This window comes from Pseudidiomarina sp. CB1, from assembly GCF_024752025.1.
Taxonomy (GTDB): domain Bacteria; phylum Pseudomonadota; class Gammaproteobacteria; order Enterobacterales; family Alteromonadaceae; genus Pseudidiomarina.
Map to the genome: position 1 here is coordinate 1,162,184 of NZ_JANTPU010000001.1, position 23,110 is coordinate 1,185,293.

General features: G+C 43.7%; 17 protein-coding genes and 1 pseudogene. 1 reads left to right on the forward strand and 17 read right to left on the reverse strand.

From position 1 onward, the window contains the following. Positions 1-40 precede the first annotated feature (40 nt). The 5 genes and pseudogenes from NV375_RS05625 to NV375_RS05645 form a co-directional block, all read right to left on the reverse strand. On the reverse strand, positions 41-1,954 hold the full coding sequence (locus NV375_RS05625; RefSeq protein WP_258807256.1) for a nucleoside-diphosphate sugar epimerase/dehydratase: 1,914 nt from the start codon (positions 1,952-1,954) through the stop codon (positions 41-43). Between the two features lie 834 nt (positions 1,955-2,788). Then, positions 2,789-3,547, reverse strand: coding sequence for a hypothetical protein (locus NV375_RS05630; protein ID WP_258807257.1), 759 nt, complete (start codon positions 3,545-3,547; stop codon positions 2,789-2,791). Beyond that, positions 3,537-5,471, reverse strand: coding sequence for a hypothetical protein (locus tag NV375_RS05635; RefSeq protein WP_258807258.1), 1,935 nt, complete (start codon positions 5,469-5,471; stop codon positions 3,537-3,539). The genes NV375_RS05630 and NV375_RS05635 overlap by 11 nt, the downstream gene beginning before the upstream one ends. A gap of 375 nt (positions 5,472-5,846) precedes the next feature. Continuing rightward, positions 5,847-6,041 (reverse strand): annotated as a pseudogene (locus NV375_RS05640) (sugar transferase); the annotation flags it as partial. Continuing rightward, positions 6,040-6,846, reverse strand: a complete 807-nt coding sequence (locus tag NV375_RS05645; protein WP_258807259.1) for a GIY-YIG nuclease family protein — start codon at positions 6,844-6,846, stop codon at positions 6,040-6,042. The gene NV375_RS05645 and the pseudogene NV375_RS05640, both read right to left, overlap by 2 nt. Positions 6,847-7,080: 234 nt before the next feature. On the opposite strand from NV375_RS05645, the gene NV375_RS05650 reads away from it, so the two are divergent. Then, positions 7,081-7,746: a hypothetical protein gene (locus NV375_RS05650; protein ID WP_258807260.1), complete on the forward strand. Its 666-nt coding sequence runs from the start codon at positions 7,081-7,083 to the stop codon at positions 7,744-7,746. A gap of 182 nt (positions 7,747-7,928) precedes the next feature. Here the strand turns inward: NV375_RS05650 and NV375_RS05655 are convergent, their stop codons facing one another. The 12 genes from NV375_RS05655 to NV375_RS05710 form a co-directional block, all read right to left on the reverse strand. Continuing rightward, positions 7,929-8,438 (reverse strand): hypothetical protein, encoded by a 510-nt coding sequence (locus tag NV375_RS05655; RefSeq protein ID WP_258807261.1) that lies wholly within the window; start codon positions 8,436-8,438, stop codon positions 7,929-7,931. Positions 8,439-8,453: 15 nt separating this feature from the next. After that, a complete protein-coding gene (locus tag NV375_RS05660) occupies positions 8,454-9,560 on the reverse strand; it encodes an XRE family transcriptional regulator (RefSeq protein WP_258807262.1) in 1,107 nt (368 codons plus the stop codon). A 205-nt stretch (positions 9,561-9,765) separates the two neighbouring features. Then, on the reverse strand, positions 9,766-10,314 hold the full coding sequence (locus NV375_RS05665; protein ID WP_258807263.1) for a sugar transferase: 549 nt from the start codon (positions 10,312-10,314) through the stop codon (positions 9,766-9,768). Then, a complete protein-coding gene (locus NV375_RS05670) occupies positions 10,298-11,254 on the reverse strand; it encodes an NAD-dependent epimerase/dehydratase family protein (protein WP_258807264.1) in 957 nt (318 codons plus the stop codon). Before NV375_RS05670 ends, NV375_RS05665 begins: the two co-directional genes overlap by 17 nt. Then, positions 11,247-12,368 carry a glycosyltransferase family 4 protein gene (locus NV375_RS05675; protein ID WP_405035603.1) on the reverse strand — a complete coding sequence of 374 codons (1,122 nt, stop codon included), beginning with the start codon at positions 12,366-12,368 and terminating at the stop codon, positions 11,247-11,249. The genes NV375_RS05670 and NV375_RS05675 overlap by 8 nt, the downstream gene beginning before the upstream one ends. Positions 12,369-12,447: 79 nt before the next feature. Beyond that, positions 12,448-14,091 carry a heparinase II/III family protein gene (locus NV375_RS05680; RefSeq protein WP_258807266.1) on the reverse strand — a complete coding sequence of 548 codons (1,644 nt, stop codon included), beginning with the start codon at positions 14,089-14,091 and terminating at the stop codon, positions 12,448-12,450. A gap of 9 nt (positions 14,092-14,100) precedes the next feature. Further along, positions 14,101-15,234 (reverse strand): non-hydrolyzing UDP-N-acetylglucosamine 2-epimerase, encoded by a 1,134-nt coding sequence (gene wecB / locus NV375_RS05685; RefSeq protein WP_309491683.1) that lies wholly within the window; start codon positions 15,232-15,234, stop codon positions 14,101-14,103. A 25-nt stretch (positions 15,235-15,259) separates the two neighbouring features. Continuing rightward, on the reverse strand, positions 15,260-16,456 hold the full coding sequence (gene wecC / locus NV375_RS05690; RefSeq protein WP_258807268.1) for a UDP-N-acetyl-D-mannosamine dehydrogenase: 1,197 nt from the start codon (positions 16,454-16,456) through the stop codon (positions 15,260-15,262). Positions 16,457-16,517: 61 nt separating this feature from the next. Next, complete coding sequence (locus NV375_RS05695; protein ID WP_258807269.1) at positions 16,518-17,702, reverse strand: O-antigen ligase family protein; 1,185 nt, start codon at positions 17,700-17,702, stop codon at positions 16,518-16,520. A gap of 97 nt (positions 17,703-17,799) precedes the next feature. Continuing rightward, positions 17,800-19,668: an asparagine synthase (glutamine-hydrolyzing) gene (asnB, locus tag NV375_RS05700; RefSeq protein WP_258807270.1), complete on the reverse strand. Its 1,869-nt coding sequence runs from the start codon at positions 19,666-19,668 to the stop codon at positions 17,800-17,802. A gap of 411 nt (positions 19,669-20,079) precedes the next feature. Next, entirely contained in the window at positions 20,080-21,204 is a 1,125-nt protein-coding gene (locus NV375_RS05705) for a hypothetical protein (RefSeq protein ID WP_258807271.1), read from the reverse strand. A gap of 164 nt (positions 21,205-21,368) precedes the next feature. Further along, the gene (locus NV375_RS05710; RefSeq protein ID WP_258807272.1) at positions 21,369-22,955 is read right to left on the reverse strand and encodes a hypothetical protein; all 1,587 of its coding nucleotides are present in this window, start codon (positions 22,953-22,955) and stop codon (positions 21,369-21,371) included. Positions 22,956-23,110 lie beyond the last annotated feature (155 nt).

Genomic DNA, 23,110 nt, shown 5'->3' on the forward strand with positions numbered 1-23,110 from the left:
TTCAGGACTGAGGTAACTTGAGCAATGACAATAGTCACCGCTACGATCTCATTTTCTGCCAAATAAGATCGTTAATTTCCGTTTCGATAGGTTGATAGCCCGTTGGCGCACGCAATAGCAATTCGCGTAGGTCATCCACCCGAAAAGCGTCACACGCTTCATTGAGTCGTTCTAGAATGTTTTCCATCTTTGTCCAACTAAGCGTAAATTCGTTAGCCCTCATAATGCGCGGATGCTCGCAAGGCGAAACATTATCGCCAATCAGCAATTCTTCATAAAGCTTTTCGCCCGGCCGCAGTCCAGTGCAAGTAATCTCAATGTCACCCGCTGGATTCTCTTCGTTACACACCTCGAGACCACTTAAGCGAATCATTTTACGCGCCATGTCCACAATTCTGACTGGTTCTCCCATGTCTAACACAAACACTGCGCCTGAATCTCCCATCGTCCCAGCTTGAATCACCAACTGAGCCGCCTCGGGAATCGTCATAAAGTACCGAGTAACTTCCGGATGAGTTAAAGTTACTGGTCCGCCATTTTCAATTTGGCGCTTAAAAAGAGGCACTACTGAACCTGAAGAGCCTAATACGTTACCAAAACGTACAATGCAAAAACGCGTTTTACCGCGCTCAGTTTTGGCTCGTTCCGCTAACCCCTGCAATACTAATTCAGCTAAACGTTTTGTTGTTCCCATGACATTTGTCGGCCGTACTGCTTTGTCCGTTGAAATCAGCACAAACAATTCAACATTGGCTTTTAAGGCTGCCTCTGCTGTGTACCAAGTACCAAAAACATTGTTGCGAACCCCCTCGACCATGTTGTATTCAACCAGGGGGACGTGCTTATAAGCTGCAGCATGATAGACCGTCTGCACAGCGAACGAAGCCATGATGGTTTCCATGCGCTTGTGTTGTTGTACCGTACCAATGATCGGATAGATTTCAGTCTCCTGTAGCGCATGCCGTTGTGTGATTTCGCGCAGCTCTTTTTCAATACTGTACAAACCGAATTCAGAGATATCGCATACAATCAAAGCCTTAGGTTTTTGCAAGATAATATGGCGGCATAATTCCGAACCAATTGAGCCGCCTGCTCCAGTGACTAAAACAACTTTATCTTTGATATGCTTTTCCATCAGAGCTGGATCCGGCTCCACAGGGTCGCGGCCCAAGAGATCCTCTATGTGAACATCCTGTAATTGGTCAATGGCCATATCACCATTCACCATATCAGCCATTCCTGGTACCGTAAGTACCTTCACATTGATCGTTTCTAGTGACTCAAGAATAGCTTTTCGAACTGAACGGGGAGCACTGGGTAAGGCGAGTAAAATCCGTTGGATGTGTCGCTCTTCGACCACCGATTCGATTTGACTAGGTTCGATCACTGGAATGCCCAACAGCGTAGAACTATGGATAGTTTTGTCGTCATCGACAAACACCACAGGTGCAAACTCTTCGCCATTATTCAAGGCTTGCGCGAGTTGCCGCCCCGCTGAGCCTGCCCCATAGATCATTACCGGTATTTTTTGTCGGCTAACCACGCGATGATAGATTTCACGCATTGCAAAGCGACTACCGCCAATAATTAATAAAGCAGTCAGTCCATAATTAACAATACCTGTAGCGGGTAACTGAATCTTGAATGCATACGTTAACGCAGCCAGCAGTATCGTGGAAATACTTGCGCCAATAAACACAACAAGAAACGCACGAACCGACACATAACGCACTACTGCGCGATAAAGCCCTAACTTAACAAAAACTGCAACTGAGCCAATGATGAGGTAGCTGACGACGCCCAACCAAGATAGCAGATTAGGAGGAATCAATGTTTCACGGCTCAGCACCATGGCAAGTAGCAGGGCGACCGTAATGGCTACAATGTCGATAATGACACTAATCGTTCGTTTGGCGGGGCGCGGCAATTGCAATAGTGAATTTAATAGTTTCACGATAAGTTACATCCTAGTAGTTGCCTGACTAAGTTCGCACAATACATGACTTTAGATAGCGAGCTTTTCCTTGTAACGGTGAGTATAGCTCTCCCCGACATAGGCGGCAAGACCAGTGATTTCATGGCGAGCGTCGAGCACGCCTCGAGTACGGCGCTCCTCGATAAGTTCTTCTTGGTTGAACAGGCAAGGATGCGGGAATAATTCGGATAAAGAGTCCTAGTATCACTTAACTACAATATCTTACAGATTTTCCATCGGCCTTACTTCAGTTGTGAGCATTGAAGAATTGCTGGTAGGTTGTAATTAATGCGCTGAAAAATATAACGGATGGAACTATGATGTCGAAAATTAGAAATACCAACAGTGACAAAAACTTCGATTGGTGGACACGTTCTTTCCCTTTCTTATAAATCGGTATCATCCCCGTTATAGCTTCTCGCTCCTCTTGATCCAGTATTCCAGTATTACCCACAACTCTATTGAGACTGGTCTCCAAGTCTAGGAATCTAACCAAATACGCTGATGCATTGCGCGCCATCCAGTACTCGATCAGCCTAGTAAGCCAAAAAACAAAGTAATAGCACGTAATCAATAATGTAACGGGTAATAGTTGCTCTTTGGACACGGGATCAACAAATCGAATAAACAACATAGTCGTTACTTCAACGTTGCTTAATGCGAGTACCCAAGATAAAAATGACCAAAACAACAACTTATTCCGAAGAGTTGTAATCTGTTCGGTTGTATACGGTTCGTGCAGCCAACGCGTTAAATTGTCACTCGTGTCTACAATTTCGTTTGTCATAAAACTAGTCCTCTGCCCGTTTTCGGTTAAACATATCCTTGCTCGACCAAGTAATCGCGACCGCCTTTTGTTAAGGAGTAACCAGTAACCTCCCCATTTATGTCATATTCTTCTTCTATGAAACTCATATCTATCAACTTATCAAGATGATATTCAAAAACCATGGGGGATTGAGGCCAACCATCTATTAGTGTTTGAAAAGATGCGCCATAACCTTGAGAACCGAGTTTCCTCAATATTTGCAGTTCATTAGAATCTAGCTTTTTTGGTTCCGGCTTAAAGGTTTTTTCAGCGGCCACGCGTAACTTTTCGAGCTCCTGCTTAACTGTTTCGCGAACATCGTCATCAGTAATACTTTTTAGCTCTTCGTCTCTTTTTGCCCTAGAAATCAATTCTTCTTCTTGAGTTTCCAGACGGCTGCGGCGTTTCTTTTCAAGATCATTTCGCGCCTCCTCGAGCTCTTGCTTTTTCAGTAGCAGATCATGTTCGGATTGCAAGCGAACTTGATGCTCTAATGATATTGGTTTAACAGCAATTTTGGCCAATAAGAATTGGACCCACGGGTTTATAAGAACGTAGCCAATAGCAACCAATAACGGGAAAACTATCGTGGTTAAAAAAGTAGCGTTGGCCTTTACGAACGCAATACGGTTTTCAGCTGAGCCTGTGTCCATCGCAAGGAAAAAAATGCTGTCCCAATTAAATAGAAGCGCTGCAATAAGGTAGTAACCGAACAGAGGACTTTTTAACCGATTCGAGATGCCACTCAAAAATTCACCGACCATTCTTGTCACTCCAATCTGTGCCCACCACGTAAAACTCCGCATTATTCGAAGTCGCAGTGCGCAGTGCTGTTAGTAAAAGCGTGTTAAGCTGCAGTTTTACTTTGCTTTGTTTGGCTTTGCCGTAAACTCCTTTCAGAGTATGCGGCTGTATAACGATGACGCGTTTCTGGCATGAAGCTCTCAATTCGTTAACCTGCTCTAAAAACTTATTGTGACCATCATCTACTGGTTCACCATTTAGCCAAACACGCCGTTTTTTTGATGCTTCTCTTTGTTCCGCGAGGGCGACAGATAAATTTTTACGTTCGGTATAACGCAGATTTTTAATCGCTTGATTAACTACAACATCATGCGCTCCGACAGACAGCTTGCGGTTCTTCAACTTGAATCGGTTACTCGGTTTCTTAACCGACTTGATATGAATAAACGTCAATACCTGTTGTCCGTTGTACTCACCGATATGTATAAAGTCAGCCTTTTCGCCTGGGCCATCGTCACAGTACAACAAACCTGCGGCAGTCTCCCCGCCCAAAGCAACCGAAAAGTCATCAGCATTTGCCCAGTTTGAATGCCAGTTCTTCGTCACCCAACAAAATAATGTATTTTGCTTCCCTATTTTATTGAAGTCATAAACTTCTTCGCCCTTACGGTTCAATGACGTTGGCTTTTCTCTAAAAGTCACAGAGTGCTCAGATTGAAGTTGTTGCGGCTTCTCTCCAAAGTCATTCCACAAAAAGTTATTAAATGGCATATCTCTCAGTTCAGTTTTGAAAACCATGCCATTTAGTATTGTGTGACCAGATTCGAACCAAATTTTTATGAGCTCTGGATGTTTAAAAATACGACAAAACTCCGCCAGTTTTTTTGCACACCTAGGTGCAGCCTTCTTGCTAACTTCATATTTCAATTTATATTTTTCGACCTTCAAATCAACTACAACAGCACCACAGTCTTCTCCTTGTCGGTATAATTGAAGTCGGATTCTGTGACTTACAAAAGTTGTATCGAGCTCATAGGAGTAGTTATCTCTTATCAAGCGAAGCAACTTTACCGAGTGGCTCTCTTCATCTTCACCAAGAACGTCGGACTCGCTAATCGCGAACTCATAAGGATCAGAAACGCCATCGAGTGTGTTCAAGGGATAGGCTAAGATGCTAATTGGTGCATTGTTCTCTTTCTTTTCAGTATTAAGGCGATCTAGAATTTCGAATGCCCGCTCCGAAAACTTTTTCCAACTGGAGCATTGAACACACCAAATCATCGACTTATATGGATTCACCCCGATCGTTGTTTCACCATCCGCCCCAAAGATCGCTCGGGTTCTCACTGCCGACATGGCATAGAACTGATCATCCATTGGGTCTAAAGCGTCCGACAGGCCATCACCAATCATAGATTTTGACCCTGGCTTCACTCCCTTTCGTCCCGCCGTATTAGATAACCAGAGCATGCGAACATCATCCTCATTAACGAAGCATCCAAATAGCTTACTAATTGATACCGGGGACGGCGTATCTGGCGTTGGACTATCAAGAAGCTCTGCACGTATAAAGTCACGATGATCTTTGTACGAGCAATAAATTCCGAAATAATTGCGAAGCTCAAAAATCACGATGACATGGTATTCACTGTTTTGGAGGGAAAGATCAAATGCTGCTGTTTCAGTCCAGCTTGGGGCCTTTAGTAACTTGAATGCGAAAATACGTGCATGATGACCTTTACCTAAATTTCTAGGTTGTTGACATTCAACCAATTGCTCATCAGTTAACTTGGCAGATCTGATAACCGCCTTCTTTATTGTTTCAAAAGTTTCGTCTAAATCAGCTTCTCCGCGCTCAGCAAGTAATAGCGATAGAAAAGGTGCGAGTTGTTCCGGTTTTAACGTCGCTTTCTCATGAGTTTCTTGTTGTTGATTAGTTGCCATAATATTTCCAAGCTCGTCGCTGAGACGTACAAAAAAGCGGTACCCGCTGGCGTCGCCGCCAAAAACAGATACCGCTTCAATCTGAAAATTGAAATCAATGTTACAGAACAACCATGCCAGCGAACGAGACGTCCGGCAATTAGACAAAACTCATAGAAAACCACCAAACTTGCGACACCCAGCGCCGCAAGACGTCAAATAACACCAAACCGAGGTCATTTGAACGCAAAAAGCGACACCTGCATCAGCAGATGTCGCTTTCTCTATCTAAGTAGCCCGTAGTTCTACTACGGGTTCACCTGAACCCACCTCGATGTTCGTTCACAACGACCACCCGAGTGTGCCCCGGTGCTTCCCCCGCAGTAGAACTGCGGGCTACTTCACGCGGTCAGCGACGGTCATGAAGATGTACTTGAAGTAGTCGCCCACGCTCAGAGAGGCGAGCATGCGGGCGTCGGTTTCGGCGAGCAATACCGGAGTGGACATGTCGATTTCGTTGACTTGAGCCAGGCCGGTGATGCCAGGGCGAGCGTCGAGCACGCCTCGAGTACGGCGTTCCGCGATGAGTTTATTGTTTTAAATTACCATTCGAACGCTCTAACCTTACACTAAACGCAGTTTGCTTTTCTTGAATTAGCCCTTTACGCTTTTTAAGGTTTTCTCTTTGGCTGTTTACTTTTACTATTTGGTTGTCTATTTGTTCAATTCGGCCAAGAGCTTGAAGCATCTCATTCCTAGATTTATCTAGAATACTCGTCGCGTTGGCGATTCTAGTTTTCAGCGTATACTCAACTGCTTCTCTCCGTCTAGATTCGGCGTAAGAGGAAAATATCGAACCACCTAAGGAATGTTTGCGTTTTGCTAACTGCAATCCCGAAAGCTCCTCCTGTGCCTTAGCAACAAGTGACTTCAAGTTGTCAATAGATTTAATTAACCGCTCTCGCTCTAGAAGGTACTCGTTTTTCTCTTTTTCAAGCTTACTAATGCTTGAACTCACTTCAACAGATTGCTGATACAATTGCTCTTGGTAGTGTTTATTAGAGCCCAAGATCTTCGCTTTTAAGTCGCTATTTTTAGCTTTTTCCTCGATTGGAGCAATACCGCAAGCATGCAAAGCACTATGAACCTCCGTTGGCGAACACCTAAACCATTCTTTACGATACCTATGCTTATTCAAATAATGATGTAAGGTTCGCTCTACATGAGCTGGACGCTCAACGTAGGCAGCGTAAGCTAATGTGTAAGGATGGGGCACCCCTGCCTGACTAATTTCCCTCAAACGTTCTTCAACTTTACGTGTAGTAAACCCCACTTTGACCAAGTTCGGCAAAGAAGCATTCTCCAATACGTAAACCCATCCTAGACTACTTGCCATTTTTGTACACCATGCATTAACTATCAGGTCTCCCACCAAATAATCGGTATAAACTTTTCTCTAATCAGAGTCAATTATTAGTAATTTCGAGATCTGCCAAGAACAATGCGGCTACATGTCTACAATTAGTGGAAACTTCTCTAGATCAGATGCGATCTTTTTCTTCGACTGAGATAACCGAGAGATAAGCAAAGTATTATTTGTTTGATGATGAAGTACAGACCGACTCCGTAATTGACACTTAATAATTACATCTCTTTCTTAGCAAAATATTTGCCAAAATGTGGCTTTGGTCATAAATTAACCACCAATTGTTTTTTAAACCACTCACCGATTGGAAGGTTAAAAATGAAGCGCTATTTACTCGTAATTTTATTTATTCTACAAGGCTGTAGCTCAATTCAGGAATATGAACGGCTTATCCAGCCTACGGATACGGCATTACAAACTTATGTTGGCGGAACTGTTTTTAAAATTGAAAGAAGTTCAGATCTCCCCAATGCAGTTGGCAAAGCGGATATGTGGGGCGGGAAAATAGATCGAGGATTTCTCGAGCTAAGATATCAAGGCGTTTCTGATGATGGACGTTTGGTTTTTCATGTCACAGATGTACAAACAAAATCAAACGAAACATCAATGAGCCGGTACGGTTCTGATCAATCGACATTTAATGCACGCAGTTACGGTAATTCAACATACGGCAACATAACCACATACCGACGTCCCGATGGTCAAACTATTTATTTGGCTCCGAATTCAACTGCTTTTGCAATTGACTCCGATGAACAGGAAGAGTTTAGAATCGGAAATGTTATGGTGCGTATAATTGAAGCTACTCCAGTCGGTTTGACCTACATAATTACAGAATCGAAAGCTCAAATACCCAAAAGTGCGCAGTAAACGTTTTTCTTATGCAAAGCACTACTTCGTTCTCATCTCGGAGTCTGTTGACTTGCGTATGGTGGGGTATACTCAGATAGATTGACTATTTAACTTAGGGAGAGATCATGTGTCGGAGGTGATGCCGCTCGGAGCAGACTCGTCGAGCGTCACAAATAGCTAAAAGGCGAAACCCGCAGAACTTATCTACGGATATGTAAGGCGAATTGAGTACACACAGCCTGATGCCACGATTCTGTGAAATTGTCTCTCAAGCTTAGCTTTCGCCGTGAATTAGCTGAGCGACAAACACTTTCCATAGAAACCAAGCGCTCGCGCCAGCCATATTCAATTGCGAGCCGCATCGGATGCTTATCGGGACTAGCTAAAAACCACACCTTCTGGTCCGTAAGCAAATACGCTTGAGTTAAAAGATGAAGCTCACCAGCATCAACTTCACCAAGACCAGGAAGTTCCATCGATGCCATGACAATCTCGTCTTCGGAGGGAGAGAATATCTGCATTTTTTCACGAATGAGCGCTTCATCGATGTTCTGCACAGGATCACGATTCTGAGCGCCAGTCTCTGTTTCCGTCACACACATCTCCACCGTAGCCAAGTTTAAACAACCGAGCATCTCATTAAGAAGCGACGTCCGATGCGCCTCGATGATGATGTTGGTGTCGACTAATATAAGGTCATCCCTTTCCATCTTTGACTCCATTACTCACATATCAAATGGAGTCTCAAGATCGTGCTGTTGAAAAGCAGCATGCAAAGCATCAATCGAGATATTCAACAACGTTGATGCGCGGCGGACAGATACCAAACCGTTCTCGATCCCTTTTGCCAGAACAAGCAAATACGAACGGCTCAATAACGCATGCGGTTTCAGATTGTCCGAATTACCATTGCCCGGAATCCTTTCTTGTTTGAGAAGTAGCTGTGCATCAAGGCTCGAAATCCGCTTCATTGATACAAGACGCCAAATCACCGCGTCGACTGAGACCTCAAAGCCATTAGCAATAGGAGTTAATGTTTCAAGCGAAATCTCTTCAGGCAATACCTTGAGCAAGGACTCTGCTGGCATGAGTAAGGCGCCAGCGAATGCATCAGCCAGTTGCTCAATACGCGAACGCTTGTTGCTGCGGGGAATCTGAACACGATCGATGTGCATCGGCTTCATGGTGCGCCAAGTCAGACAGTGAAAAAGCTCATGCGCTTTGTCGAAGTTTCGTCGCCCTCGAACTTCGTTGGCATTTATAACAGCCAGTAACGCCTCATCTGAAACCATTGCCGCACCTGAAATAAACTTAGGTAAGTCAAGGTAAATACAATCAACATTCAAAGCTTCATAAAGCTTATGCAAGACCTTACCGGGATAAGGACCTAAATCGAACTCTGCCACTAATTTTTCGGCGGCATTTTGAGCATCTTCGTACGAGTTTCTCTCGCCTAACGGCAAAGACGAAATGGACGCCGGAGCAATATTGAGTTTACGCCGTAAAGTCGTAAGCAAATTGATAATGTTGCGCCCGCGCTGCTCAAACTCTGCAAGCGCAGTATTCTCATCATTCGTGCGCCAGCTAAACTCGACATCAACCGCAGGCTCGAACGCATCAAGAAATGCCATTGGCTTCACGTCCAAAGCTTTCGCAAACAAAGCTAACTCAGTTGGCTTAACTTGTCGCTCGCCGCGCTCTATATCTGACAAAGTCTGACGCTGATTAAACGCCAGCAAGTCACTAAGTTCTTGTTGCTTTAGGCCGCGCGCCTTGCGGAAATAGGTAATCCGTTGGGCAATTAATTGTTGTTGCTCGGTTTGACGATCCATGTGTAGTACCTGTGGGAATTTTAAACACATTGTACCTTGCATTTTTATATATGCAAGATTTTTCAGCTCTATTCTTGGGGGAGAGGTCAGGTGTCCGCCAACGCGTAGCCCGTGGTTCTACCACGGGCCTAACCCGCCAGCACCTCGGTGTATTGAACAACCACCCGAGTGTACTCCGAGACTTCCCCCGCAGTAGAACTGCGGGCTACTTCACGCGGTCGCCGCTGCCGCGGCCGGCGACAGTCATGAAGATGTACTTGAAGTAGTCGCCCACGCTCAGAGAGGCGAGCATGCGGGCGTCGGTTTCGGCGAGCAATACCGGGGTGGACATGTCGATTTCGTTGACTTGAGCCAGGCCGGTGATGCCAGGGCGAGCGTCGAGCACGCCTCGAGTAAGGCGCTCCTCGATGAGCTCTTCTTGATTAAACAGGCATGGCCGAGGGCCAACCAAGCTCATTTCGCCCTTCAAAACGTTCCACAGCTGTGGGAGCTCGTCAAGCTTGGTGCGGCGCAGGAAGTGTCCGAAGCGCGTAATTGATGCGGAACTCGCAAGGTGAGATGCGACTGACGCGGTGTCAACGCGCATGGTGCGAAACTTAACCAAAATAAACGGTCGACCATGGCGGCCAACTCGCTCTTGGCGGAACAGTGGCGAACCCGTGTCAAACAATCCAATAATGAACAGAATGACTAGCACGGGAAAGCCCACAACTAATCCCACCAGCGAAAAAAAGAAATCAAACAACCGAATCACGTACCATCTCCTTGAGTACATCTTCAAGCTTGACGCGGGGCGTCCAGCCTAAAACCCGTTTGGTATGTTCTACATCAACCCGTAACGAGCCCAATAACCGTTCTGCCACCGCGCGTTTGCCCAACAAACCGGCACCCAACGAGAGCAAAGAAGGCGGACATGGCAGCAAACGCGGTTTCTTGCCATACGCCCGAGTCATTGCTGACAACAATTCAGATGTCGACACATCTGCGTCATCACTGACCATGAACGTCTGGTTCCCAGCATCCTTATGCGAAATGCAGGTCACAATTAAATCGACGAGGTTATCCATAGCTACCATGCTCCGCTTATTGCGCACGGACGCCAACGGTAGTGGTAGGTTTCGCCCAGCAAGACGCATCATTGCGGCGAAGTTAGCCTTCACTCCACAGCCATACACCAACGGCGGACGAATGATAGTTACTTCCATGCCTGTACGCGCCGCAATTTCACGAAGGCCCTCTTCGGCGCGGGCTTTAGAAATGCCGTAGTCGTCTTCGGGGGCCAATGGCGAGTCGTAAGAGAATGGCTCATCGATACGCGTCGATTCACCCAAGGCTTTTACCGAGCTCAAATAGACAAATCGTCGCACCCCGGCAGCTGAGGCTTGTGAAGCCAAACGCAGCGTCGATTCAGTATTGAAGTGCAAATAGGCCGCCAACGGATCATCCAAGGTTTCGTCCATGACATGCGCACGAGCAGCGCAATGGATGACAACATCTACAGATCGCAACGAGCCCTCGATGTCGAACGAAGCATCGCCAAGATCCAAGAACACATGCTCCGAAGAAGAACCTGCTACCGCAGTTCGCCCTAAACTCAGAACCGACAAACTATCAGTACGGCAGCGTTCAAATAAACACCCACCGACAAATCCAGTGCCACCCGTGAGTGCAATACGCGAAACTTTATCAACCACCCTGCGCACCTCGCATGAGCTCTCGCTTAGAATCTTGCATAAAAGAAACGATATCGTCCGCCATCTCATTCATGATCTGCACACGCGCAAAGCGCGAAATAAAATCAGTTCTAGGTTCTTCACGCAGACTCAATCGCTCAAATGCAGCGACAGCGCCAGTTACATCACCAGGTTCAAACACTTCAGCATTTGACACATGTTCACGTACGAACTCAGCAGCATAACCACCTACACCTGCCAAAATGGGTTTCCCCAGTGCTGCATATTCAAAGATCTTTGAAGGTAAAACCTTTTTAAAAGCTTCGTAGTCGTTCAAATGCAAGAATAAAACGTCAGCCCTGCGATAAGCGTCTACTAATTCCGAGCGAGAAACTGGCGGCGCCAGCGTTACGTTTTCAGCGCTCGAGCAGGCATCGGTAAGGTGCCCCAGTCGACCACCAGCGCCGATGACTTCGAACTTGGCTTTATCGACAAGTTCAGACGCCAATAAAGGAACAATTTTATGCAGTCCCTGCCCTTCGCCAATATTTCCCGCATAGAGAATACTCAATTTACCTTCACCGCCTAAGTTGCGTACTTCGGAAGGTGTAGCGTTCAAAAACTCTTGGTCAATACCATTGGTAAACCACCGATATTCGGTATTGGGATAACGAGAGCGAAAATAGTCAGCAAAGCCCTCAGACACAAGATTGATTCGGCCTGCACGATTAAAAGTGTAACGCTCAACTTGATTCAAAACAGGAGAAGCTGCCCAAGTTACTTTCTTTGGTAAAACATCGTTTAAGGTATCTACAAAAATATCTCGAATGTCCAAATACAAAGGCACCTTCAAAGATCGCGCAATCCGCGCCCCTAGAAATGCAGTGAATAACCGTGATGAGGTTGCAAAGACGCCATCAAATTGGCGACCTCGAACTAATTGGCGTGCGGCTCGATAGAACGCTCCAAATGCCCGCGTTTGATCAGCCATACCACTTTCGTGCGCAGGCAATGCGACACGATGGATCGTCACGTTACCGTCTTGCTCAAACGCAGGGGCTTCCGCACTAAAACCAGCGTAGCGGTTCGGTAAGGTGGTAATCACCTCAATTTCAATATCACGTTTACGCAGCACATCCACTAAGGCCTTGCAACGAAAAGAGCCGGCACACAAATCGGGTGCGTAGTAGAAAGATAATATGAGTAACTTCAATTTAAGATCCGAGAGTTAATTCGCTAGTTAGGTAGGAACCCGAGATGACAATCACAAGTCGCAGCGAAGAAATCGACTTACCAAACTCAGGATGCCAAGTTGTCTTCTCCACCGACACCGGCTCATCGGCAGTAAACAACAATGTTTCACCCGAAGCCAAAATCAAACGAACGGAATGAGTATCGATAGTCTCAACGTCTACATCTGGATGCAAATGAAAATGAGCAATTATAGGCTTGGTACCTGACACACCTAGCTCGTCCTCAATCAATACTTTATTGTCAAAAACTGTGCATTTACGGGTGTGAGTCAGCCCTTTCACTAAATGACAAAACCCATCATGCTCGGCTCGCACCATAACCGCGTCATTAGTTTCTTCACTCTCAACACCGGAAACATGCGCGCGTTTCCCGACTCGGAATCCAGCCCAAACATCAGAGGAATTTTGGCTTTTGACAAATAAAGTATTATGCGCGGCGGTGGAGCGCTGTCGCTGACGTTCAGGCTCTGTTCCGTACTCAGACGTTCCAGAATTCACGAATACACGCTGACGCCCCAGCGACAACTCGATACTCAAAGTATCCGCATGAGCATGGCCGGGTAGGTATGTAGGTCCAACTTCGGCATGATCAAAAATAAGTGTGAAAGGACCTCGCTTTAGTCGCGAATAACCGGAGTCTTGTAACATCGTAATACTTGGGCCTGTCTTATTGTCGGTAGTGATGCCGACCGATAACGCGAACCGAAAAATCTCATTTGGCGACGGAGCAATTCCAAACGCGGCATCATTGAAGAAACTAATATCACCGTCTGGATGACACATCACCGACAACCAAGAAAGTCCACGTTCGATAACTTCCTTCCACTCAGGATGAAAAGAGCTAAACCGGACGTCCTTGCTAACCAGCGCTAAGTTATACAGATCGATCAAATCCCAAAGTAGAATGGAGTGATACATCGGGCTTAATTCAAAATGCCCACCGTCCGCTAAGAACTGTTCCGAGACTTCTCGTGTCAGTAGTTGAAGTCCCTTGGTGCTATAGTCATCGGCTCTACCACCTTTCAAAAAACAACCGACAAACACGAGCGCCTTGGCATTGGCGAAAAGATGGTTACCAAGAATATGAAACTCAAGCTGCGCCATCAGTGCATCTGCTTGCTGTTCAATACTACGTAATATATCGACGTCGTATTCTTGGTTAAATTGGCACCATTTAACCCAGTTGACCAGTCTTAACGATAGAGGATAAGGATCCCAACCATTGCCATGCAGCGGCGGATTTTCTTCAATCCACTTTAAAATGAACTTCTTTTGTAGACGATAACGCTGATCGGCACCGGAAGAATTAAGGTCATCAAAGTAGTGCAAGTTATAAAGCCAAAGCATTGCGTGTTGCGCATCGTCATTCCAGTCTTGCGGAGCCTTAATCTGCGCTCGCTTATTCAAAAAGCAGACTTCGTCGTTCTCAAATAAACTTTGTACACCAACCTGCGGAGCATTTAGCGACCACCGATTTGCCGAGAGGTCTTCAGATGATGGCGTCGGTAATGCCTTCACAGGAAAAAAGCGATATTTGAGCCGATATAATATTTGCTCCGACTTTAGCGGCTTAATTGTGTGGTAATAGCGAGAGATTTTTTGCATAGAATAGGGTTAACGGCCAACCAAAAAGTCGCTGATGCGGGCACAAGCTTTACCATCCCCGTAAGGGTTGTGGGCGCGAGACATAGTAGCATACTCAGAAGCGTCATCTAAAAGTGACGACACCGACGAGACGATGGCGTCGACGGCGGTGCCGACCAAGCGCACGGTGCCGGCTTCGACGGCTTCGGGGCGTTCGGTGGTGTCGCGCATCACGAGTACGGGTTTGCCAAGGCCAGGGGCTTCTTCTTGCACGCCGCCGCTGTCGGTCAGGACTAAATGACAGCCCTGCATGAGACACACGAACGGCTCGTAGCCAAGGGGTTCAATCAGATGCACATTGGTCAAGCCGCCGAGCAACGAGCGCACCGGCTTCTGCACGTTCGGATTCAAGTGCACCGGATAAACAAAGTGCACGTCGGGATGCGCAACGGCCAAAGAACGCAACGCCGCACAAATGTTCTCGAAGCCTTGGCCGAAGTTCTCACGGCGATGTCCGGTGATAAGCACATAGCGCGACGATGACAAGTCCACTGACAAGCCAGCATCCGTCAAAGTCGCAGCAATCGACGTGCGTAACTCGTCAGATTCCTCAATCTTCGCCGTCACCCACTGCAAGGCATCAATGACCGTGTTACCGGTGACCAAAATCGAAGCATCCGCAACGCCCTCAGCCAGCAAATCACGGCGATTCCGCTCAGTCGGCGCAAAGTGCCAACGCGCGAGCCTACCGGTCAACTGACGATTCGCCTCTTCTGGCCACGGCGAATACAAATCATGAGTCCGCAGGCCTGCCTCGACATGCCCTACCGGGATCCGCGCATAAAAAGCCGCCAACGATGCCGCAAAGGTTGTTGCCGTGTCACCATGCACCAGCACCAGATCTGGCGCTGACTCAGCCAGTACCGAACGTATGCCCAGCAACACCGATGAGGTCACGTCATACAGGTCTTGCCCTGCTTTCATGATATTCAAATCATAATCCGGCGTGATCTCAAATAACGCCAACACTTGATCGAGCATTTCGCGATGCTGCGCGGTCACTGCCACCACAACTTCAAAGCGCTTATCGGCTTGCAGGGCTTTCACCAAGGGAGCCATTTTGATCGCTTCTGGGCGCGTACCAAAGGCTAATAAAACTTTCATCAACAACTACCTATTTAATAATGAGTTAACCGTGGGTGACACCACAGAAATCCAAAACTTGGCCATTGACGCGCAAATGCTTGAACTCATTATGAGCAACCAAATACACAACAATATCAGAGGTCTGCGCAACATCGTGGTAGTCATTTAATAAGATGCTTTGATGACGCTTCAAGTTTGGCTCAACGGCCAAGGCATCAATGCCTTCAAGTACAAGCGACTGAAATACAGCTAAAGCTGGCGACTCGCGCAGGTCATCAATGTTAGGTTTAAAAGCCAAGCCCATGCACGCAACCGATGGCGCACGGCCATGTTCACGCTGGAAAGCCTTCACATCACTAATGATACGCTCAACAACCCATGACGTTTTGTAGTCATTGATTTCACGGGCGGCACGAATAATACGCGCATCGTTCCCACCGGCGTGAACGATGAACCATGGGTCCACCGCAACACAGTGGCCCCCAACACCGGTTCCTGGTTGCAATATGTTTACGCGCGGGTGGCGGTTAGCTAAGCGGATTAATTCCCAAACGTCGATGCCAAACTTGTCACACAAAATCGAGAGTTCATTAGCGAACGCGATATTGACGTCACGGAAGCTGTTTTCTGTTAGTTTCGCCATTTCAGCGGTGCGCGCGTCGGTGGTCAGGACTTCACCTGAAACAAACGAGCGATAAAAGTCTGCGACAATTTCTGTCGCTTCATGGGTAATGCCACCGACAATGCGGTCGTTATCGACCAACTCACGCATAATGTGGCCCGGTAAAACGCGCTCTGGGCAATGCGCGATATGAAGCGAATCGATATCAACGCCCTCTTCACGTAGTACTTCAGCGACTCGCTCTGTCGTGCCCACCGGTGAGGTCGATTCTAAAATCACCATGTCACCCGCTTTCACCACAGGCGCAATTGAGCGCGTGGCGGCCACAACGTAATCGATGTTGGGCACGTGGCCGTCATGAAACGGTGTTGGTACGGCCAAAACAAAAACATCGGCTGGCTGCGGCTGCAACGCTGCCGTCAGCGTTTTATCTTTTACTGCTTTTGCCACATAAGCATCAAGCTCAGGCTCAACAATGTGAATGTAACCATTGTTGACCGTGTTGACCACTTCTTCAGATACGTCGATTCCGAGAACTTGATAACCTTGATTAGCGAGAAGAGCGGCGGTAGGTAGGCCGATGTAGCCTAGGCCGACTACGGAAATTTTATATCTCATAGAGTACTTATTAGCAAGATAGCTTGAACCAAGGGACAAATTTTAACATCATCCAGACTAGTTAAATTTGAAATCTTTCTAGATTTTTTTGAACAAGTAACGACGAGAGTATAATCGCTACTGATAGCCAAAGAACAATACTTTGAAGAATTGTGAAAGCTGTGAAGCTAAACATCAATTCGCCAATGAGTGTCAGTATCCAGGTATCGCTAAGCGCACGAGTATCACGACTCATTCTCTTTCTTCTTGACAAATAACGACAAATCAGAACTGTGAAAAAGCCATAAACTAGAACAACACCAACCACGCCAAATCGATACAGTATCGCTAGTGGTGAAAAATGAACGGTACTCACAAAGACACCGTCTCCTTTATCGACAACTGATCCCAGCCCTGTTCCAAAAATCAGGAACATGGGATTCTGTTTAAAGTAGGATAAAATAAACTCCATCTCCGAAAACCTTGATCCATAGGCAGTATCACCAATTTCTTGGCCCGAAATAATAATCATGTCTAGCCGATTTTGAATGAAGGAGGGCATTAGATCAAAAATATAGATGAACCCAACGATCAAGAAACAGAGAAAAATCCACTTCACAGTTCCCACAAACCTGCGATTACGCTCTTGTAAAAAGAACATGTAGAAGATGTAAATCATCAACCCGGCTAGAATGGTGCCTCTCTTTCCTGCAAGGACAATCAGCACCAGTACCAGTAAGGATAGACTAAAACGGCGAGTAACCAGATAATAAGCTAAAGGAATGAAAAGGATCGTTACCTGTAATCCAAAATATACAGATGCATTAAATACAAAATAGAGTACATACATCATAACCAATGCAAGTCCACCGCTTACGAAACTTGCTTTGGCTATGAACACCGTATTGTCGATATAATAGGAAGAGACAAAACGAAAATAATTAACGCCTACAATAATAAAACTTAGACACACAACCAATCTCATCACATTACCCATAAAACCGACAGTGTCATGAAGGTTATAAAGTGATAGTACTGGTGAGTAAAGGCATATAACAAAAATCGGAAAATACCACTTAACTGGCGCATGACGGAATCCGATTAATGCGAGAGGAACAATTGCGATAGCTAATAATGGCCAAGATATATAAAAGAAATATAGCGGAACCTCGGGACTGACTCGAGCAACACGAAAGACATGAAGTGGCGATGACACAAGGAACAACAAAGTCGAAAAAGCAAGAATATTAAAGACGTATTTTTTCATGTGTTCTCTTCTGTGACATGTGAAGTCGTAGGAAACTCAAAACACGATTAATGCAAAATGAGGTTAGGGTTAAAATACAAAATGAAAACGTAGTCGATCACGCAATATTCAATTGATACCAACGTGAAAAAAATATAAGTTGCCATAACTTGTATACATTTTGATGGCGTTGCCCTCCGTAAAAATCATGTAGTATTTGATATGCTAGTTCTTTGTTTACTATCGCTGGTAGGTCAGATATTATTTCTTTAGCACGTTCTGGCCCCAGTGCTTCCATTAGATCTAACACTGGTGGATTGAAACCAACTTTTTTTCTATCTATCTGTTTTTTACTTAACGTTTTTCTTAAGATATTTAAAAGTGGCTTTTTCCCTTGCCGATGATTTTCCAGCAGTTCATGTTGCTCAAACTCCATAGATTTATAGACCAAATCCTCGTCTAGTAATGGAACCCGAAGCTCTAATCCCGCCATCATGCTCGATTTATCTGCTACTGAAAGATTATGCGCCAAAAATCCAGTTTTATCAGCCCACATTGCTCGATAAACTGGAGAGTGCGATTCTTTATCAGACGGAACAAAAATACTCCTACTATTTTGTAGATTAGTTAAAAATTGTTCCATAAAAATAGTATTTAAATCATTACCGAATAATGACCTGATTTCGTCGGAATCGAAATATCCTACCAACCGACTATATGCGAGCTCCCAATCCTCTTCATCTAAGAAATTAGATAGCCTATCCACCTTATTCTTCAAACTATTAGGTACTAAGCGCGCATTAATAATGAAGCGAATCAATTTACGAAAAGGCTTCATGTATTTGTGATATGCCATAGCTTGATAGCGCGGATAGCCGCCGAATATTTCATCAGCACCCATACCCGAAAGCATAACCTTGAAACCTTTACGCGATGCGGCACTAGAAAGTTGAAAGGAAGAGAAAAAAGTAAAATCGGATATAGGCTCCTCTACATTTCTTGCAACTAAGTCAATTGATTCAAGAGGAAAAGACAAATAAGCGGAATCAATATTTTCTATTGTGAGATCTTTCTTTAGAGTCTCGGCCACATGAATAGCATTTAACCTTTCGTCGCCAAAAATTCCATCGCTCGAATAGGATGCGAACAGAAGATTCTGAGATGTTGACTGAGTGGCGAGGATTGCCGAGTCAATTCCTCCACTGAAAAATATGCCGAGCTTTACATCCGAAATATGTTGCCTTTCAACAGCGTTAGCAAGTATTTCGTCAAACCCTTTCCCTTTAACGAACTCACGTGATGACAAAAACGATTTTTCAGAAATCGACAACGAATTATCTTCTATACTCACAGTCATCCAATGTCCAGGTTTGATCTTTTTGATATTACTAAAGCCTGTTCGGGGTTCATGTACAAATCCGTAGTGAAAAAACTCAAAAACATCGACTTCGCTTAAAACAGGATCAACCTCACCAAAGTGTTTTAACCCTTTAATCTCGCTTGAAAAATAAATCGAATCGCCGAACACACTAAAATAACATGGCTTAATTCCTAAACTATCTCTCGCTAAATAAAGAAGATTTTCTTCTTTTGAATAGATTGCAATAAAAAACATTCCTCTAAGCATAGAGAAAAACTCAGTCCCAAAAACTGAAAAACCAGTAAGAATTACTTCAGTATCCGAATGAGTTCTAAGACTAAAGCCCCGCTGTATCAATAACTGGCGAAGAGCATGTTGATTATAAATTTCTCCATTGAACACCAAAACATTTTGCTCATTATGCATAGGTTGATTGGCGTCAACGCTTAGATCCTGAATGGCTAATCGTCTATGTGCCAAGCCGATCATTCCTTCATCAAATCGATCAACAAACTCTCCACTTGCATCGGGGCCCCTATGCGAAATTGATTCTGAACTACGTTTGAGCTCAAATACACGGTCCACAGACGAGTCACCTACTGAGAAAAAACCGCTAACACCACACATAGCAACTCCAATGCTTTAACAAGAATGATGACATAAAACGACCAAATCTATTATTTGAATATTAATATAATCAATCGCGAACTTGACAAAAAATAACCAAGAAGCATTTATATGCGAACAAATACATATCAAGTCAAATCTCGTTCAAATTATAAAATACGCTTTTTAAATGATGACTATTCTTTTTGAGGTTTGCTTTTAGACCAAACATTCAAGCCCGTGTTGTAAGCGGGACCTTCGTATACCCATTTTCGTTATCCCCAGTCCTTTACTAGTATATTAAATATACTTGACAACACTATATTTAGTTATCTGACATTAACTGTATACAATGAATTTCGCTCATTTCGAAAAACACATGCCCTTGACAAGAAAAAAAGCCACTTCATAAACGAAATAGTATGAAGTTGATTAAAATGTTGCAAACAGACTAATGCCGGACATTATGAGAAATAAGATCCATAGAGTTAGCTTTTGATGAGCTGTGAAATCCGCATAATAAAAAGCTAAGCCGTATATTACAAATACTCCCACCAAACATGAAATGATTCCGCTTCCTAAACTTAAATAGACCCCCCCCATAACAAGATCTATTGTCAAGAACACGATAACCATCAACAAAGTAACCCCAATGCGGAATACATTTGAATTCCATTTTAACAACAAAGGAAACAAAATCGGAACTGAAGATGAATACAAAAAACCGACTAAAATAAATTCAATTTTAAATCGTTCTGATAAAACCTCGATACCTGTCGATTTCGTATAGAAATGTAGCAGGAATCCCGCTGCCACCAAGATGAAACTTAAACACGACAACAAAAATATTTGTTTATGCAAACTGTTACGAGCTAAATAGTCATTCTTGCTACTAGGCAGCAGCCAAGTAAATAGCGATGAACTTACCATAGAAAATACCGCGCCAAGTGATGTACCTATAAAGACGTGACCTGCGGTCGAAGTTCCGAAAATCAATGGAAAAATTATACGATCCTGCTGTTGAAAAATTAGCTGTATCAAGCTCCGGTTTATATGGAAAAGACTATGTATTTTAGTAAAAAAATGAACTCGTCGATTACCAAATACAAAATCAAAAGGTTTAAAATAGTGCATATTAAACGGTGTAGGAGCCAATCTAAAAAACATAAAAATTTTGACCAACTCTCGTACTATAAAAAATGAACAAAGAACCTCTATCGAGTGTATGTAAACATAGGTAGCTAGCTGAAGAAGCGTTATAAAAAAATCTAAAATCGAAATTTTCAGCATTAAATCAGACCGAAAAAGCACTCTAAGTGCTATACCAAAATATCCGTTAATCACCAATAATAGCGTATAGACGGACACATAAAGTATTAAATCGGCTTCCACTTCTTTGAATACAACACTCGCATAAGAAAAGGATAATAACGCTGCAGATGTGGCAATTATAAGTGTTTCATAACTTAGCGGCTCAACCCTTTTTTCTACAAGCCGATTCGCCCTCATATAAAGCTGCGCTGACAAGCGACATGGGATTAACGCCGGAATAAACATGCTAAGCGACTTGGCAACTAATATCAGAGAAAGATATTCGGGTTTGCTCAAATAAACTACGGATATTGTTATAAATAAACTTAATCCCGAAGATATAACGCTCGACATTAAGATATCTTTTTGACTCCATTTTTTTAAGGAATTTTCTGTCATCTATTTAACGGCTATAAATCACTAGGTATACAATTAATAAGTTCTTTTAATTTACTATCACTCAGTAAATAAGCGTTAACCTTCTCTATGCTTGAATTAATTGGAAGGCTCGACTCAAATTCTTCTAAAGGAGCTGTTACTAGATCACGAGCTAGCAAAAAGTGAGCCACATAAAAATCGAATATTTCTTGATTTGAAATTTCTATCTTTTTTTCCTTAAACAGAATACCTTTAATAGCAGACAGATATTCGCTCACTGAATTAGGTGTAAGTGAAAAAGAGAAACCAATGTGTGGGTTGTCGCCAGCATTAATAACTTGAAAACCTTTATACGCAAACTCGTGAGCAATAGTCCCATAGACAGTTAGAACAGCATCAAAATGTCTAGGCCGCAAACTCGAATTATCTGTTGCCGCATCAATTAGTTGTACATCTTTATATTTTTCCTTTAACTGCTCTACTATCATAGAGTTTCCTTCTATTCCATTTGGATGAGGTTTAAGATATACATTTATCTTATTTTCCAATAAGTATGGCAAAATACAATCTAGCCACTCATAGAAATCAGGAAAAAGAATCCATCGGTAAATATGAGGAGAGTCGAAAAAACAGTGTAAAGGTATAAATACTCTCGGGCGTCCTGGATAGGGGTCAATGTTAGAAAAGTTAGGTGGTTGAGTTCCAGTGTTGTATGCACTATTCCGCATGTAATTTATGGCAGAAACATCACCTTTCAACCTCGAATTTAACTCGAGTTCCGCCTTCGCTCTGAGAGAGATTAACTCATTAGCCTTTATCCCTTTCAACACACTTGGATATTCAGCAAAACACTCTGCTTGATAAGGATGGTTCTTTGTCAGCTCTCTGTGTGTTTTTCCTCTTACGTTCTGTATAACCTTTACTGATGCACCCGAATCTAGAGCAACTCGAGCAAGAATTCCAAATGCTATATAAACGGAATGGGTTAATAAAACATCTGTATACTGATTTTCTCGAAAAATCTTCTTGCAATTCTCCGTGTATGTTCTCGCTATTATTAAAAGAAATAGAAGCCGTATGTCCTTTTGATTTACAGTAGGTTTTTTGAACCATTTCAAATATGTATCATAGATGAGATCTCCAATAACGATTCCTTCTATATTTATTTCAAGAATATCACTTTTTGATTCGACTAATCTCAATTCATCACGAGCCCACTTTATATCTCTACTTAAATTGGTTAACTTGATAAATGCTGGTTTTAGGTTTTTACGGAATCCAAAGGCTTTTGAGAGGCATTTTTGTTTTCCTGATATAGCCATTAAAATTTGACCAAAAATAACTCGTAACGAAGGCCAGACAAAAAAAAGATTTGGCGCGAAGGCGTGAATCTCAGTATCTCTATCAAACTTATTTACAAATAATTTTGATTTCACATTCCATTTGGGGTAAAAATAATGGCTAAAATCGACGAGGCACTTCCTTTTAATTTTGTTATTGCTTTGATATTTTTTCTGTTCGTAAGAGCCTAGAGAAATAGTATCGATTCTGCGATACAAATTTATTTCGCTTTTCTTAGCAACCGCTCCGCAAAATTCACGTCTCAATTTTTTGAACAAAACTTACACTCCAGAATGTCGAGATCAATAATGAATATCGAATTCGTACTTATTAATCAATAATATATAGATACATAGCTGTAAGGCTAAAGCATTTTACGCTGAGTGGGGTAGGTATCGATGAATCAAAGTAAGAATAATATACATTTGATATT